15 protein-coding genes and 1 pseudogene are annotated in these 15,795 nt (G+C 68.5%); 4 read left to right on the forward strand and 12 right to left on the reverse strand.

The window, feature by feature from the left end; translation table 11 throughout:
- Window positions 1-23: 23 nt before the first annotated feature.
- Window positions 24-1,331, forward strand: coding sequence for an MFS transporter (locus AMY39116_RS0308265; protein WP_020417219.1), 1,308 nt, complete (start codon window positions 24-26; stop codon window positions 1,329-1,331).
- On the opposite strand, the gene AMY39116_RS42445 is transcribed toward AMY39116_RS0308265, so the two are convergent.
- Both AMY39116_RS42445 and AMY39116_RS48065 read right to left on the reverse strand, forming a co-directional pair.
- Complete coding sequence (locus tag AMY39116_RS42445; RefSeq protein WP_202961408.1) at window positions 1,244-1,969, reverse strand: aldo/keto reductase; 726 nt, start codon at window positions 1,967-1,969, stop codon at window positions 1,244-1,246. The two genes, AMY39116_RS0308265 and AMY39116_RS42445, sit on opposite strands and share 88 nt — an antisense overlap.
- 151 nt (window positions 1,970-2,120) lie before the next feature.
- Window positions 2,121-2,222, reverse strand: a pseudogene (locus tag AMY39116_RS48065) (aldo/keto reductase); the annotation flags it as partial.
- A gap of 50 nt (window positions 2,223-2,272) precedes the next feature.
- Between AMY39116_RS48065 and AMY39116_RS45265 the strand changes: the two are divergent.
- Window positions 2,273-2,749: a hypothetical protein gene (locus tag AMY39116_RS45265; protein WP_255346838.1), complete on the forward strand. Its 477-nt coding sequence runs from the start codon at window positions 2,273-2,275 to the stop codon at window positions 2,747-2,749.
- Here AMY39116_RS45265 and AMY39116_RS0308285 read toward each other — a convergent pair.
- The 3 genes from AMY39116_RS0308285 to AMY39116_RS0308295 form a co-directional block, all read right to left on the reverse strand.
- Complete coding sequence (locus tag AMY39116_RS0308285) at window positions 2,676-3,509, reverse strand: DUF2182 domain-containing protein (RefSeq protein WP_020417222.1); 834 nt, start codon at window positions 3,507-3,509, stop codon at window positions 2,676-2,678. The two genes, AMY39116_RS45265 and AMY39116_RS0308285, sit on opposite strands and share 74 nt — an antisense overlap.
- On the reverse strand, window positions 3,485-4,141 hold the full coding sequence (locus tag AMY39116_RS0308290) for a DUF1326 domain-containing protein (RefSeq protein WP_027935754.1): 657 nt from the start codon (window positions 4,139-4,141) through the stop codon (window positions 3,485-3,487). Before AMY39116_RS0308290 ends, AMY39116_RS0308285 begins: the two co-directional genes overlap by 25 nt.
- Window positions 4,142-4,334: 193 nt before the next feature.
- Window positions 4,335-5,060: an SDR family oxidoreductase gene (locus AMY39116_RS0308295; protein WP_020417224.1), complete on the reverse strand. Its 726-nt coding sequence runs from the start codon at window positions 5,058-5,060 to the stop codon at window positions 4,335-4,337.
- Window positions 5,061-5,139: 79 nt separating this feature from the next.
- On the opposite strand from AMY39116_RS0308295, the gene AMY39116_RS0308300 reads away from it, so the two are divergent.
- Complete coding sequence (locus AMY39116_RS0308300; RefSeq protein ID WP_020417225.1) at window positions 5,140-5,712, forward strand: TetR/AcrR family transcriptional regulator; 573 nt, start codon at window positions 5,140-5,142, stop codon at window positions 5,710-5,712.
- A gap of 101 nt (window positions 5,713-5,813) precedes the next feature.
- Here the strand turns inward: AMY39116_RS0308300 and AMY39116_RS0308305 are convergent, their stop codons facing one another.
- Entirely contained in the window at window positions 5,814-6,437 is a 624-nt protein-coding gene (locus tag AMY39116_RS0308305) for a TetR/AcrR family transcriptional regulator (protein WP_020417226.1), read from the reverse strand.
- A gap of 339 nt (window positions 6,438-6,776) precedes the next feature.
- On the opposite strand from AMY39116_RS0308305, the gene AMY39116_RS0308310 reads away from it, so the two are divergent.
- Window positions 6,777-8,972: a 2Fe-2S iron-sulfur cluster-binding protein gene (locus tag AMY39116_RS0308310; RefSeq protein ID WP_020417227.1), complete on the forward strand. Its 2,196-nt coding sequence runs from the start codon at window positions 6,777-6,779 to the stop codon at window positions 8,970-8,972.
- Window positions 8,973-9,158: 186 nt separating this feature from the next.
- On the opposite strand, the gene AMY39116_RS0308315 is transcribed toward AMY39116_RS0308310, so the two are convergent.
- The 6 genes from AMY39116_RS0308315 to AMY39116_RS0308345 form a co-directional block, all read right to left on the reverse strand.
- Window positions 9,159-10,370: an NAD(P)/FAD-dependent oxidoreductase gene (locus AMY39116_RS0308315; RefSeq protein WP_020417228.1), complete on the reverse strand. Its 1,212-nt coding sequence runs from the start codon at window positions 10,368-10,370 to the stop codon at window positions 9,159-9,161.
- 99 nt (window positions 10,371-10,469) lie between these two features.
- Window positions 10,470-11,330, reverse strand: coding sequence for an alpha/beta fold hydrolase (locus AMY39116_RS0308325; protein ID WP_027935755.1), 861 nt, complete (start codon window positions 11,328-11,330; stop codon window positions 10,470-10,472).
- Window positions 11,331-11,388: 58 nt separating this feature from the next.
- Entirely contained in the window at window positions 11,389-12,729 is a 1,341-nt protein-coding gene (locus AMY39116_RS0308330; protein WP_039791329.1) for an aromatic ring-hydroxylating dioxygenase subunit alpha, read from the reverse strand.
- A 35-nt stretch (window positions 12,730-12,764) separates the two neighbouring features.
- The gene (locus tag AMY39116_RS0308335; RefSeq protein WP_202961404.1) at window positions 12,765-13,331 is read right to left on the reverse strand and encodes a 3-phenylpropionate/cinnamic acid dioxygenase subunit beta; all 567 of its coding nucleotides are present in this window, start codon (window positions 13,329-13,331) and stop codon (window positions 12,765-12,767) included.
- A 392-nt stretch (window positions 13,332-13,723) separates the two neighbouring features.
- Window positions 13,724-14,539, reverse strand: coding sequence for an SDR family NAD(P)-dependent oxidoreductase (locus AMY39116_RS42450; RefSeq protein ID WP_020417233.1), 816 nt, complete (start codon window positions 14,537-14,539; stop codon window positions 13,724-13,726).
- A 290-nt stretch (window positions 14,540-14,829) separates the two neighbouring features.
- A complete protein-coding gene (locus AMY39116_RS0308345) occupies window positions 14,830-15,714 on the reverse strand; it encodes a VOC family protein (RefSeq protein WP_020417234.1) in 885 nt (294 codons plus the stop codon).
- Window positions 15,715-15,795 lie beyond the last annotated feature (81 nt).

The raw sequence follows: 15,795 nt of genomic DNA on the forward strand, positions 1-15,795 counted from the left end.
TGGACATTCGAAAGGAACTGACAATGACGTCAACGGTGCGGCAGGCGCGGCCCGCCACCAGCTTCCGGCGCGTGCTCGCGGGCGGGATGGCCGGCGCGGTGCTGGAGTGGTACGACTTCGCGATCTACGGCGTGCTCGCCGCGACCGTGCTCGGCCCGCTGTTCTTCCCCGGCGGCAACGGGATCGTGCAGCTGCTCCTCGCGCTCGCCACCCAGGGGCTCGGGTTCGTCGCGCGCCCCCTCGGCGGCATCGTGTTCGGGCACCTCGGCGACAAGTTCGGCCGCAAACCCATGCTGGTGACCACGTTCCTGCTGCTCGGCACCTCGACCGCGGCGATCGGGCTGCTGCCGACCTACCACCAGATCGGCATCTGGGCGACGCTGCTGCTGGTCGTGCTGCGCATGACGCAGGGTTTCGCACTGGGCGGCGAGTTCGGGGCCGCGGTGCTCATGGTCAGCGAGTACGGCGAGCCGAAGCGCCGCGGGTTCTGGGCCGCGTGGCCGCAGGCCGGCGCGCCGCTGGGCACCGTGCTGGCGACCGTCGTGGTCACCGTCCTCGGCGGCCTGTTCCCCGGTGACGCCTTCGACGCGTGGGGCTGGCGCGTGGCGTTCCTGGTCGCGGTGCCGCTGCTGGTGATCGGGTTCTGGATCCGGCGCAGCGTCGAGGAATCGCCGGTGTTCCAGGCCGCCCGCGCCGGTGCCGAGCGCAAGGCCGCGCACAGGTCGAGCGTGCTCGAAGCGCTGGCCCGGCCCCGCGCGGTCCTGCACGGTCTCGGGATGCGGCTCGGCGAGAACATCGCGTTCTACATCTACACCGTCTTCGTCATCGCCTACGCCACGACGTCGTTCGGGTACCAGCGCGGCGATGTGGTGCTGGCGGTGACGTTCGCGTCGGTGTGCCAGTTCGCGGGCATGATCGGCGGCGGCGCGTGGTCCGACCGGGTCGGCCGCAAGATCGCGATGCTCGTGCCCGCCGTCGCGCTGGTGGTCTGGGCGCCGGTGTTCTTCTGGATGGTCCAGACCGCCAGCGTGCCGATGCTGTGGCTCGGTGTCTGCGCCGGCGCGCTGTTCCACGGCATGCTCGCCGGGCCGGAGGCCGCGTGGATCACCGAGCTGTTCCCCACCCGCTACCGCTACGCCGGCTCGTCCCTGGTGTTCCAGGGCTCGTCGATCATCGCCGGGGCGCCGGCGCCGCTGATCGCGGTGTGGCTGATCGACAGCGTCGGCGTCGGCGCGGTGATCGGCTACCTCGTGCTCACCATGGCGATCACCGTGCTCGCGGTGGCGACCAGCCGCGAAACGAGGGGCGTGGACCTCGACCGCGTCGGCTGAGTGCGCGGGTGCGGCCCGGGCCCGGGCCGCACCCGCTGCCACATGGCGTGCTCCCAGCTGCCGCGCGTGTCGACGTCCGCGGCGTCCGCCAGCTCCTCCAGCTCCGCGATCTCGTCGCCGGCGAGCGCGATGCGGTGCGCCCGGACCAGCCCGTCGAGGTGAGCCGCCCTCGTGACCCCGATGATCGGTGTGGTCCCCTTGGCGATGGCCCAAGCGGTGGCGATGTCGGCGGCGGAGGCGCCCCGGTCCGCACCGATCGCCGTCATCCTGTCCGTCAGCGCCCGCAGCTGGGGCAGGATGCCGTTGTACACGGCCGCCCGGCTGCTGCCCGCCGGCAACGGGTTCGCCGGGCTGTACCTGCCGGTCAGCGCGCCTTGCTCGAGGACCATGTAGGAGAAGAACCGCACGTCGTGCTCGCGGCAGTGGCCGATGATGCCCACGCGCTCGGAGCCGCGGTAGAGGAGGCTGTAGTGGTTCTGGACCGCCTCCACGCGGAAGCCGGCCTCGCCGAGGATCCGGTCGGCCAGGGCGATCTCGGCCAGGTTGTGGTTCGAGACCCCGACGTGCCTGATCCGGCCGCTTTCCAGCAGCGGGATCAGCAGCGGCGTCCAGCCACGTCGGCGGGGTTGTGGATCCAGTACAGGTCCACGTAGTCGGTGCCCAGCCGGTCGAGGCTCTGCTCCAGCATGTCCGCGACCGGATCGCCGCCGGCGCGGCGATCTGCGGGGTGAACTTCGTGGACAGCTGGTACTCGCCGCGGTCGTAGCCCTTCAGCGCGCGGGCGAGGACCGTCTCCGGGTGGCCCATGCCGTACACCGCCGCGGTGTCCCACAGCGCGAACCCGTGCGACTGCGCCTTGTCGACGACCTCGCGCAGACCGGACTCGCTCAGCCGCCTACCTGTTCGACCTGGCCCGGTCGTCTCGGCGCCGGGACGTCGAGATCCCGCCCCGGGTCCAGTGGCTGCTCGACTCCATGACGATGTCCTCGGCGTTCGTGCGCAACGGCCGCACGGACGTCGTCGCCGCCAATCCCCTGGCCCGGGCCCTGCTCGCGCCGATGTTCGACAGCGCCACCGCCGACCAGCGCGGCCGCACCAACATCGCCCGCTACATCTTCCTCGACCCCGGCGTCCTAATCCGCCACGACGGCACCAACCGGCTCCGGCACCCCGAAGTCGGCCACCTGGACCTGACCTTCCAGTCCCTCGACCTGCCGCTGCCCGGCCGGGCCGTGCACGACCTGATCATCTACACGGCCGAGCCCGGCACCGCGTCCGAAGACCGGCTCAAACTCCTCGCCAGCTGGGCGGCCACCCGATCCCGGAGGGCGGAGCCCGCCACTCCTAGGTCAGCAGGGCCGGCTGTGCCAGCAGGACGATCGCCGTGGCGAGGAGCAGGCCGCCGACCACGCGGCTGATCAGTTCGCCGTGGCGGGTGACCTTTTCCAGGGCGACGACGGCCGCGAACACGGCCATCCATACCAGGTTCATCATCCCGGCGGCCAGCAGCACCGCCATCAGCGCCCAGCAGCAGCCAAGGCAGTACCCGCCGTGGCTCAGCCCCACCCGCAGGACACCGAACCGGCCGCGCACCGCCGTCTCGCTGTGTTCGAGCAGCAGCGCCATCGGCGTCCGGCAGTGCCGCAGGCACACGCGCTTCAACGGGGTCAGCTGGTACACCCCGGCGACCAGCAGCACCACTCCCCCGGCCCGCACTGTGGTGACGCTGGGCCCGGTCACGGCCCGCTCCAGCCCCTGCACGAACGCGAACGCCCCGATCCCCGCCACCGCCCACACGAGGAAGTAGCCGGCGAACAGGCCGTGGCCACGCAGTCCCCGGCTGCGCAGCAGACGGCGCATGCCCAGGCTGAACGGCACGACGCTCGGCAGCATCATCGCCGCCATCATCACGACCCACACGCCGAGGAACAGCGCCGCTTCCCCGGGCCACGGCCGCATCGCGCCGGCCATGTCGTCCATCGCGGGCCCGCCGGTCAGGACCCCCATGCGCATGTCCGCGGTCGCGAGCCTGCTCGTCAGCACCCAGGCCAGTGCGGCGAGCACCAGCAGCACGACCACCAGCGCGACCTCGGTTCGCGACCACCGCCGCACCGAAGCCGCGTGCGAAGCGACATCCCGGCCCGGCCGCGGGGTCATGCCGCGTCCGGTCCGCTCCACTCGAACGGGATGAGTTTGCTCGAGTTGCCGCTGCGCTCCCAGCGGAAACCGAACGCGTCGGCGGACTCCCCGGTGACCCGGCCCCACACCGCGGGCGGTTGCCCCGGGCCCACCTCGGCACCGGGCAGGTTGTGGACCTCCACCCGCGCGCCCGGCTCGCTGGTGGGCCCGGTCAGCGCCTCGACCCGCGCGGTCGCCTTGCCGGGGATGCTGACGCTCCAGCCGGAGTAGTCCTCGGCGATCGAGGCGTCGATGGCGGCGAACTCCATGCCGCGCATCTCACCCCCGAACATCTCGGTGAACCGGGCGGGCCAGCCGCCCGCCTGGCCGCCGAAGATCATCTGCAGGGCGCCGCGCTGCGCCTCGTCGGCTCGCTCGTCCAGGAACACCGCGCCGTAGGCGTCGCTGTGATCGCCCCACACGTTGCCCACGAAGGACGCCAGCATCACGACGTTCAACCCGTCCAATCGGGACTCGCCGTACCGCCCCTCGCGCACGTGCCAGAGGAGAACACCGTCGCAATCACCGTAGGTCGGCGGCTGGGCGAAGGAACACGGGCACGGGATGGCGCACTTGCACGCGTCGAACCACACTCCCCGCAAGCGCCACGGCTGCACGGAAGAACCGGTCATCGCCACCCTCCCTTCGGGAATCAGCCCAGTGTCCCTCCCGCTTGTCGGTCGAACAAGCAACGCCGGCAGGCGAAAACCATTCCCGCGGGCACGCGACGGATCGACTGTTCTTGGCACGCGAGCTCGGGCCCGGCGGTGGCCGCCGGGCTGGTGGCGCCACCAGTCCAGGCGGTCGTCCACTCTGGACCCGGGGTCAGGACACCAGCTCTGCCAGCTGCGCATCCATCCAGGGGTAGAACTCCTCGGCCTTCGTGCTCAGCCGGGACTTCAGCTCGCGCGTCGGCTCGTCGGCCAGTACCTCGAGCGAACCGTCGGCGACGCCGTCGTAGGCCTGGGCGACGACGCTCGCGGCGGTGACCTTCGGGACGTCCCACCTGGTCGTCATCGGGGTGTCGATCATGCCGACCAGCAGGCCGATCACGTGGGTGCCCTGCCCGCGCAGCTGCACCCGCAGCGCGTTGGTCGCCGACCACATCGCCGCCTTCGAGGCCGCGTATCCCGTCGGGATGCTGAACCAGGACGCCGCGGACAGGATGTTCAGCAGGGTTCCGCCCCCGTTGGCGCCGAGCACCGGCGCGAAGGCGTTCGCGACGCGGAGCGTGCCGAAGAAGTTCGTCTCGAAGATCCGGCGCAGCTCGTCCTCCGGCCCGGCGATGGAGTCGCCCTCCGGCGCGATCCCGGCGTTGTTGATCACCAGGTCGACGTCGGGGGCGGACCTGACGGCGCGGGCCACGGCGCCGGCGTCGGTGATGTCGAGGGCCAGCGGTTGGACGCGGGAGTCGTTCCAGCTCTTCGGCTTGCGCGCCGCGGCGTAGACCTTGCTCGCGCCGCGTTCGAGCGCCTGGGCCACGAACTGTTCGCCGAGGCCGCCGTTCGCGCCCGTCACGAGCACGGTCCGGCCCTGGAGTGACTGGTTCACCTATACTCCTTCATCAAGTGGGGAGTGTCCCCGAATTCAGTATGCGGGGACACTCCCCACTTCCGCAAGGAGGGATGCCATGGCTGACAGCGCGAAGGCGCGGCCGCTGCGGGCCGACGCCCGGCGAAACCGCGACGCGATCCTGCTCGCGGCACGTGAGACGTTCGAAACCGAGGGCGTCCTCGCCTCGCTCGACGGCATCGCCCTGAAAGCGGGAGTGGGCAACGCCACGCTCTACCGGAACTTCCCGACGCGGGACGACCTGCTCGCCGCCGTCATGCAGACCAGCATCGAGGAGGCCGTGGCCGAATCCGGCGAACTGGCCCGCACCGCGTCCCCGCGCGAGGCGCTCGCCGAATGGCTGGCGCGGCTGACCTGGCAGCTGCGCATCTGGCACGACCTGCCCTCCTGCGTCGCCACCGCGCACAACGACCCGGGCTCACCGATGACCCACGCGTGCAACCCCCTGCTCGACCGGACCCGCGAACTCCTCGACGCGGCGAAGTCCGCCGGCGACGCCGTGGAGGGCGTCACCGCGGAGGAGCTGTACGAGCTGGTCGTCACGCTGTCCTGGGGCGTCGACCGCTTCGGCGACGACGAGCAGGCCGCACGCAAGCGAGTCCGGGTCGCCACCGCGGGCGTGTTCACCTAGCTAGCCCGGAGCACCCCTCCAACGGGTCAGCGCGATTCCGCATTTCCCCCCAAGCAGGACCCGAACCTGAAGATGAGCCGGAGCATCGCGAAGCCGAGATGTCAGCCCCCGGCGCGGAGATAACCGGCGACCATGGCCACCAGCTCGCGCCCCAACCGGTCCGTGTCGACCGAACCGGGCGCGGCCACGAGCTGGTGCACCGTCAGCTCCACTGTGGACGTCACGAGCCGGGCGGCGGTGTCCTTGTCCCGCACCCCCACTTCGGGGTGCCGCTCCAGCAGTTCCCTCAGGTGGCCGACCATCTCCTGCTCCTGCCGGACGACGCGCTGCAGCAGCCCACCGGAGCGGGGCCCCTGCTCGATCATGATCCGCAGCAGCTGCGGATCATCGAGGTGGTTGTCGATAACCGTGCGCACGAAGGCCCGGACGATGTCCTCAAGCGGTTCGGCGCGGTCCTTGTACCGCTCGAGCACCGCGGCGGCCCCGTCGGCGTCGAGGTGGCGGACGAGCAGTTCGGCCAGGATCGCGTCTTTGTTCGGATAGTACTGGTACAGCGAGCCGATCGAGACGCGCGCCCGCTCAGCGATCCGGTTCGTGGTGCCGGCGGCGTAGCCGTACTCGGCGAAGACTTGACCAGCGGCGGTGAGGATGCGCTGCCGGGTCAGCGCGGCACGGACCTGCCTCGGCTGTTTGCGCGGCTCGAGCCTGCGTTGTTCCGATGTCACGACTCCCCTCCTGAGGGCGTGGAAGCGAGCAGCAGCCAGACCGATCTGTCGCTCAAATCTTGCCACGACCCCACCCGCCAGGTGGTCAGCCGCCAGCGGCAAACGTGAGCAACCGCGGCAGCCGTTCGCTCGCGGTCGCCGCCGCCTCGCCTCCGGCGGGTCCTCGACCTGGCCGAACACACCAGCGGAACACCATCTCCCGGCGCGCGCGAAGCCAGGAAAAGCGAGTAGCCAAAGATGTGAGGTATTGCTCATAATTTACCCGTGACCTGCGGATTTACCCGCTTTGGCGCCGAGCGCCGGGGTGCCCGGTCCGCCCCCCGTCTGAGAGGAGAACCTGTGCAGCGAGAACACCAGGCGCACACCATCCACCGGCTGGCCACGGTCGACGAGGTCGAGGCGGCCGTGGGCCGGCCGGCTCCGATGATCACGCTCAAGCAGATCAGCGCACTCGACGAGGGATGCCGGAACGTCCTGGCCCGGTCCCCTATCGCGGCCTTCGGCTACCGCGACGCTCAAGACGTCAGCCGGACGACCTTCATCGGCGGCAGTTCCGGCTTCGTACGCGTGCATTCACCCACACGGATCTCGTTCACCGGGCCCGGCGCCGGGGTACCGCACGGCCCTGTCTCGTTCTTCTTCCTCCTGCCCGGTGTCGGGGAGATCCTGCGCGTCAACGGAGTGGCCACCGGGCACCAGGGCGCGGAGACGACAGTCACGATCGAGCAGGCCTACGTGCACTGCGCACAGGCGGTGATGCGGGCCCGCCTGTGGCAGCCAGCGAACCCGGTCGAGCCGGCCGTCACCGAGATCAGCGGGGACGGGCCGTTGTGCCGCCCGGGCGTTGGTGAGTTCCTGGCGGAGGCACCGTTCCTAGCACTGTCCTCCTGGGACGCTTCGGGCGGGAGCGACACGAGTCCGCGCGGGGACCAGGAGGCGGTCGCCCGGATCCTGGACGGCCGCACCCTCGTCATCGCGGATCGGAAGGGCAACAAGCGCGCGGACACGTTCCACAACCTGCTGCAAGACGATCGGCTGTCCTTCGCCGCGCTCGTGCCGGGACGCAGCGGCGTGCTGCACGGCCGTGGCCGCGGCACGATCACCGACGATCCCGCGCTGCTGGAAATGATGGCCCTGCGGGGGACGCCGCCGCAGCTCGCTCTCGTCATCGACGTCGAAGACGCCGAGGTCAGGGTCAACGACGCCGTGGTGCGCTCGCGTCTGTGGAATCCCGGGGAGTACCTCGACGAGGGTCCGATGCCGAGCCTCACCGCTCTGGCCACGCAGCACCTGGCCGCGAACTCGGCGAAAAGCGACGGCGGGCCGCCCGCACTCCTGCTGAAAGTCCTCGGGGCGATCCCAGGGGTGGAAACCTTGCTGCGGCTGGTGATGGACCGTGCGTACCGCTCGGGCCTGCGGAAGGAGGGCTACGAGGACCTCGGGCGCGGCCCCGCCGGCGGGCGCCGCGGGTTCCTGCGCCGGCTGCGGGGGCGTCCCGACGACGAGCGCGGGACGGCGAACCCGTTGCACGAAGTGCGCGTCGTCGAGGTGCGCCAGGAAACACCGAGTGCCGTCACCCTGGTGCTGGAGGACACCGGTGCCGAGCCCCGCTCGTTCGACTTCCGGCCCGGCCAGTTCTTCACGCTGGTCGCCGACATCGACGGCCGCCAGGTGCGGCGCGCCTACTCCGCCTCCTCGGCACCCGGGTCGTCCCGGCTGGAGGTCACCGTCAAGCGGGTCGATGGCGGTGGCTTCTCCACCTACGTACACCAGAGCCTGCGAGCCGGGGACCGGCTCTGGGTACGCGGTCCGTCCGGCTCCTTCCACGCGCAACCGCAGCCCCCGGAAGAAGTCGTGCTGGTCGCCGCGGGCAGCGGGGTGACCCCGATGATGAGCATGATCCGTACGCGGCTCGCGGACCGCGCGGCACGCGACCGGATCGCGATGCTCTACAGCAGCCGTGACGAGGAGGAGATCATCTTCGGTGACGAGCTGGCCCGGATGGAGAGGGAGCAGCCTGGCCGGCTGTCGGTCACGCACGTGTTGAGCCGCCGGGACGGGCGCCTCGACGGCGACCGCGTCCGTCACTGGGTGACCGAGCACGCTCCGGCACAAGGCGCTCACTACTACCTTTGCGGTCCCGAACCGCTCATGGACACGGTGCGGGCCGTCCTGGCCGAACTCGGCGTCCCCGGCACGCTGATCCACCAGGAGCGCTACTCCAGCGGCGCGGACACCGGGACGACCGTGACCGAGCCGCAGAAGATGATCGTCGAGGACAACGGCCGGCCGGTCGGCTCGGTGACGGTCGAACCCGGCCAGACACTTCTCGACGCGGGACTCGCGGCCGGGCTGCCGATGCCGTACTCCTGCACCGTCGGCAACTGCGGCGAGTGCATGGTGCGGCTCCGCGCCGGGGAGATCGCGCAGAACGAGCCGAACTGCCTGACGCCCCAGCAGAAAGCCGATGGTTACCTGCTGACATGTGTGGGCTGTCCGCTCTCGGAGGTCACCCTCGACATCGCCGGCCACTGACCCCCCAGGGGCCGGTGCCGTCATCAGCGGTGGCCCCCGGGTCGCGGGCGGCGACGGCCCAGCGGGCTCGTTTTCGAGCCTGCTGGGCCGGTCCTGCGGACGCGGACGCCCCTCAGACGCAGCAGGCGCCGACAGGCTGACCACCGGCATCGAGCGCCGTGGCCGGAAGTGGACGACCGTGACGGCTCAAACACCATGAATCCCCGCCGCTCCCATCACGGCTTCCCACGACGCGTCAGAGGCGAGCAGGCGGCGGTACTTGCCGAAAGACCGCGGGTCGTCCACAGCCAGCACCGAGGAGAGCCGCCCCCGGCGCTCCGTGAACGCGACGATCTTGCCGCCGTCACGGACCACGTGCACGGCGTCGGTCGGCGCGCAGCGACCAGCGAGCTGAATCCGCCGGCCGAACTGATCGGACCACACGTAAGGCACCGGTTCACCGGGCACCGGAAGGTTCAGGATGTCGGCAGCGACCATACTGGCCTGGTCTCCCGCCGCCGTCCAATGTTCGGTCCGCACGGCGTCGCCGAACCGGGAGCTTCGCCACCGAGCTACGTCACCGACCGCGTAGACGCGGTCGCCACCGACCGCCCGGCCATGCTCGTCGCAGTGCACGCCGTCCCCCACCATCAGCGACGACGAACGCAGCCAGTCGACCGACGGTTCCGACCCGACGCCCGCCACCAGCAGATCGGCGGCGACGACCGTGCCGTCGGAGAGCGTGACCCGCTCGAGTGAACCCGTGCCTTCGACCGCCATCACTCGCGTCGAGCACCGGAGGTCGCTGCCGCACTCCGCGTGGAACGCGGCCAGGCGTGACCCGAGTTCGGGTGCCAGAACCCGGGACATCGGCGTCGGCATCGCCTCGACCACGGTGACCCCGACGCCCCGCTCGCGCGCCGCGGACGCCACTTCGCAACCGATGAACCCGGCCCCCACGACGAGCAAGCTCGACGCGGAGCGCAGGGCGTCCCGGATCGCTCGCGCGTCCTCGACGGTGCGAAGCGTCAGAACGTGCTCCGACGGAGGGAGGCGGAGCGGACGACGGGCTCGTGCGCCGGTTGCGATCACAACCGTTTCACCCGTCAGCCGCGTGCCGTCGTCGAGCGTGACACACCGGTCGCGGGCATCGAACGCGACCGCCGTCCGGCCCAGGATGAGTTCCGGCTCAAGCGCCGACATCTCCTCCACCGGCAAGAGCGCGAGATCGGAGACATCTCTCGTTTCGTCGAGGAGGAACTGCTTCGACAGCGGAGGCCGGTCATACGGGGGATGGAGTTCGTCGCCGACGAGCGCGATCGACTCCGCATAGCCCGCGGCGCGCAGTGCCTGGACCACGCGAACACCGCCGAGCGAAGCCCCGACGACGACTGTCCCGAACCTCCTGCCGGTGGCCACGGCTCAGGCCTCCACGAACCCGGCGGCGGCCGGGCATTCGTCGGACTTCTCGCGCGTCCCCGCGCGCCGTCGCATCAGCGGCTCGACCACGGAGACCACCTATGACCGGAGGAAGTCGAGAACGACGCGGTTGAACTCTTCGGCGTGCTCCCACTGAACCCAGTGGCCGCATCGGTTGAAGATGGTGAGTCGGCAGTCGGCGATACCCTTGACGACCTTCAACGCGTGGTCCATCGGCACGAACCGGTCGTTGGCGCCGTGTATCGCCAACGTCTTGGCAGTGATGTCCCTCAACTGGGAGGAGAGGTCGACGGGCGTGAAATCACTCGAATTCTCCATCGCCGCGACGAAGCTCTTCAGGTGCAGGCCGTCGTCACGCATGATGTTCCGCAGCCGGCCCTGCTTCAGCTCTTCGGTGACAGTCGACTGGTCGTACACGAAAACCCTCAGCATCTCCTCGACCGCCTCGAGCGTCGGATTCAGGTAGAGGTTCATCAGCAATTTGATGCCCTCCATGGGAACCGGCGTGAAGAGGCTGTCACCCAGATTGGCCGGTCCCATCACGACAAGACGATCAACTCGCTCCGGATGATCAAGGGCGAAGCGGATGGCCGAAGCTCCCCCCATCGAGTTGCCGACCAGGTGCGCCTTCTGGATGTTTAGCTCCCGCATGAGCCCCCGGATCGCCTTCGCGTTGGTTCGCCCACTGGCGTCCGGCGTGGCGATCGGATCGGACCGGCCGAAGCCAGGACAGTCGACCAGGATGGTTCGGTAGCCGGCAGTGGCGAAGTCCTCGATGTTCCGGTGGAAGTTGCTCCAACCACTCGCACCCGGGCCGCCACCATGGATCATGATGACGGCGGGCCCCTCCCCTGCCGAGTTGTAGTGGATCCTCATTTCCAGGTCGTCTTCGAAGATCTCTACGAAACCGCTCGTAGATTCTTCTGTCAATGTTTCCACGTTCTGCTCCTCGCGCCGTTCGTCGTCGTGTTGGTCGAGCCGGTCCCCGTGCAAGCGACTACGCCGAAAGGGACGACCCGGGAGCCTGCTGATCCCCGCTCCTCGCGAGCGCGACGGGCCACCGGTCGCTTGTCATGAACTCCAGCCATCGCCGGTAGAAGGCCCGCTGTGGAGCGTCGCCCACGCCGTAATCGGTGATCGTCCCCGGGTACTCCGGGTGGTCGTCCCGGTCCTGTCCCAGGCCCATCTGGTAGTTGAGAAGGTGGCGTTTGATCTGCGGACTGGCCGACAGGTTGCGGCCGATCTCGCTCCAGTTCTCCCCGTCGTCGGATTCGGTCATGCCGGCCGGACTGAACTGGCTGGTCGTGAACCGCCGCTGTTCGTCGCGCACTTCCGAGGGTGCGTCGCGGTCGACCAGGACCCACGACCAGGTTTCGAAGGCGTTCGGCCCCTTGGGGTGCCAGACGCGGATGGTCATGAACTGGCCGGTCAGCCCGGAAAGGTTCGGGAACACCGTGTTGTGGAATCCGAGCCGCGGGTGCCCGAGGCGCGCCTCCGACTCGCTTTGCGTCTCCTCGTAGTACTTCAGCAGACTGGGCGTGGGGTAGAAGCCGTAGCCGGGTGTCTCCACATGGAAGCCCGCGCCGTGCCCGTGACGCGAGCTGTACTGCTTACCGAGCGTCAGGGCTTCCGACAAGTCCAGCTGCCGGGGCGCGTTGGGATCCATGAACGTCATCATGATCGACACGTGGCTGGACGCGACGTGGTAACCGTCACCGGCGAACTGCTCGGCGGCCAGCTTCCAGTTCCCCGCGAAGGACCACTTGTGCACACCGTCGAGCACCTCTGTGCCACCTTCGCGGCGGTCGAGAAAGTTGTCGAGGTAGAACTTCGCATCACCAAGGTACTCGCGGAGAGAGGGAGCCGTCGGATCGAAGCAGCCGAAGATCAGGCCCTTGTACGAGTCGACCTGTGCGACCGGGATCAGACCCCACTTCTCCTTGTCCAGTCCACCACGATACCCACCGTCGAGGACGGGTACGTTGACGAGCTCGCCGGCCGTGTTGTACGTCCAACCGTGGTATGTGCACGTGAAGGCGCGGACGTTCCCGCCGTCCGCGCGACAGACCTTCATACCGCGATGGCGGCAGGAATTCAGGAACGCCTTCACGCTGCCGTCGCGCTGGCGTACCACCAGCACCGGATCAGCCCCCATGTAGGTGGAGAAGAAATCGCCAGGCCGCTTGAGCATGCTCTCATGCGCGAGAAACAGCCACGTCCTCCCGAAGAGACGCTCCATCTCAACATCGTAGATTTCTTGATCGGAAAATATCAACGGGCTGATCAAGCCGTTTTCCCAGTCAACCAGATTGACCAGATCGCAATTGTCCAGCGTCATCGGCATCCCTTTCCACAGACGACTCGGAGAACTACTCAGAAGAAAACCGTGACATTCTTGGAAAGAATCACGTTTTGATCGAGAAGTATTGTTCGCCGCGCCAGCAGAAAACGCTCCTCGCCGGTACTCCGCAGCACGTCTTCACGCTGCCCCACCCACATGTCGACCTCGGTGTCGAGCCGGTTGCGGTAGCAGAGGAAGTTGGATCGCACCGCGACCTCACCCTCCCGCTCGCCGGGCCGAATCCGCACGTTCGAGATGAGGTGCCGTGTCCGGCTCGGCGGATCTTCGGACCAGTGCGTTCCGGTTTCGAACTGACGCACTTTCCATCCGATCGATTCCTTGTCGTCTTCGATGGTAGCGAGCATTCCCGGGCCGGAGTTCTCCTGGTCGAGCTCGCGGCTCACGCGGTTGTAACGAATCGGCATCCAGTAACGGATGTCCTCGGCGAGCAGGTCGTACCACACGCGATACCGCCTGTCGTCGAGCAGTTCGGCTTCGTAGTAGTAGAATTGCTCGATTTCATGCTGCAGCTTCAGGGACATCCGCGAACGGCCGTGCACTTGCTCGGCACTCTCGGCACCTCCGACAGCACTGGACACTCGGCGCCTCCAACCTGGTTCGATGTGCTGACCTGGTGGACGATTCAGGAACGCGTGCCGCGAGAACCGCTCGCGACCGTGCGATCACGATGTCAGCGGGGCCGGCCGACGGCAAATGTGCCGTGCCGGTGAACGGAACCCATGGTTGTCCACGCCGGATCCGCGATTCGTCCCCCAGGATTCGGCCCTGGGCGGTGACTCGGCTCGCCGGCGCAGGGAGGCCGCCCTCGATGGGGTGCGGTAGCGAGTGCGTTGGCGGTGCGCCTGCACTTTCGCCGCTCGGCCCGTCCCGTCGACACAAACGAAGGCTGTTGACCGGAAACGCCGGACTCACCCTGCCGGACTCGACGGCGGGCCCTTCTCGCACTTGGGACAACCACGTTCGCGGCCCGTCACCCGTGTGCCGGCACGTCAGCCACGGGGGGAACGGGCTGACGTGCCGGGGCGCTCAACATGCCGTGCATCTCGAAGATCGCGCCGTTCGTGACGCGCGCTCCACTGGACGCGAGAAGGACGTAACCCATGACGTAATCCCCGGCGGACCGGACACCTGCCGTGCCGGCACCATCAAGCTGTTCACCGATCAGATCGCCGAGGCTGACCGCATCCTGGCCCAGCGACGGCAAGCCCCTGAGGTCGGTCGGCATGAGTCCTGGCGCGACACCATTGACACGAACCTGACCCTCGAGTTCGTATGCGAGTTGCCGGATGAGGCCGACGATCGCGTGCTTGGACGATGTGTACAGCGGTCCGCCCCCACCCGGAAGGAACGCGGCGTTCGAGAGCGTGAAGATCATGACACCGCGGCTCGAACGGAGCGCGTCGACTGCCGCCCGGGCGCCGAGCAAGTAACCCTTGACGTTGATCCCGTACAGGTCGTCGAATGCACACCCGAGTGTGTCGATCGGGATGTCGACGAGTGACGCGCCGAAATCCCACACCCCGGCGTTGCCTATGAAGACGTCCAGCGGACCGAACGCGTCGACTGTCCGGGCGACGGCCGCTTCGTTGTCGCGGGCGGAGCGCACATCGCCAACCGTGACAGCTACCGCACTGCCCAGGCCGGCACTCAGGTTCTCGGCCTTGGCGGAATCGCGCTCCAGCACGCCGACGCGTGCTCCCTGGGCGACGAAGCGCTCCACGATCTCCCGCCCCAGGCCCGAACCACCACCAGTGACGAGCGCGACTTTCGCATCGAGAGCATTCATGTGGCCAGTCTGCCGTCACGACCGTCAGAAGCCATCGACCCGGTTCCGTTGCGCGGAACCACCGTGGAAGTTCGCGACAGCGCCGAGTGGTGGGGCCCGGTTCCCTTCATGTGGCAGGTGACTGGGAGAAGGCGAGGCTGGTGCGGGTGAGCGCCGGCAGGGTGGCGTCGACATGCAACTCCCGAGGAGTGGGCCTGTGTGATCGAGCCCAGCCGTGTTGCCGGCCTGGCTGCACGCCACTGGGGCCGTTGGAACTCCACGACCCGGCGCAGGAGCGGGCAGCGGTCGATTCAGGGCTGCTGCTCGTGCCAGGGCCGGTGACCCCAGTAACTGGCGTCGGTGTAGTAGCCGGTGGTGTGTACCGAGTCGTCGATTTGCACAGCTCCGCAACCGTACTCGACATGCAGTCCGGACGGCGCGGTGCAGTAGAAGGACACCATCTTGTCGTTGGTGTGACGACCCAGGGTGGACACCGGCCCGCCGCCACTGGCGAGCGCGAGGTCGAGTGCCCGGCCGACACCGTCCAGTTGCGTCACCTCGAGCATGATGTGCTGCAGCCCCGACTTTCCCTCGGCGGAGGCGAAAGCTAGCGAATGGTGTCGCTCGTTGGGCGAGGTGAAATACAGCGTCATACCTTCCAGGTCAATGATGTCCGTCAGCCGGAAGCCGAGCAGATCGATGTAGAACTCCCGTGCCCGGACCACGTCGGACACCCACAGAACGGCGTGGCCGAGTCCTTGCGAACCGGTTAGGAAACTGACCGATCGCGGCGACCTGAAGACGGATGTGGCCATCCGCCCCCCGTAGTAGAACTCCAGTGCCGTCCCGTCCGGGTCCTGTGCACCGAACAATCCCAGTACCTGACGTTCCACGGCCAGGGAGGACAAATCCTTGACCGGCACTCCGGCCGCACTGAGCCGTTTCTTCAGCGACTCAAGAGCCTGGAGCCCGGACACCTCGAACCCCAGCGCGCCGATCCCGCCATCCGGGCCCTGCTCGACCGCGATACGCCAGGCGTGGTCGTCCATCCGCAGCAGCAGTGTGCCGCTGTCGTCCGATTGGGCTCGATCTTCCGCGACTTCCAACCCCAGCACGCCTTCGGCGAAAGAACGCCACGCGGCGAGATCTTCAGCCGTGACCACCACGTACCCGAGCGCAGAAATCTCGCTGCTCATACCGGCATTCCTTTCAGGTCGACGATCTGGCGAAGCCGATCGTGGCATGTCCCGCTCCTCCACTCCCCTGTCGCGTTCCGC

It is taken from the genome of Amycolatopsis sp. ATCC 39116 (genome assembly GCF_000231075.2).
Lineage (GTDB): Bacteria > Actinomycetota > Actinomycetes > Mycobacteriales > Pseudonocardiaceae > Amycolatopsis_E > Amycolatopsis_E tucumanensis.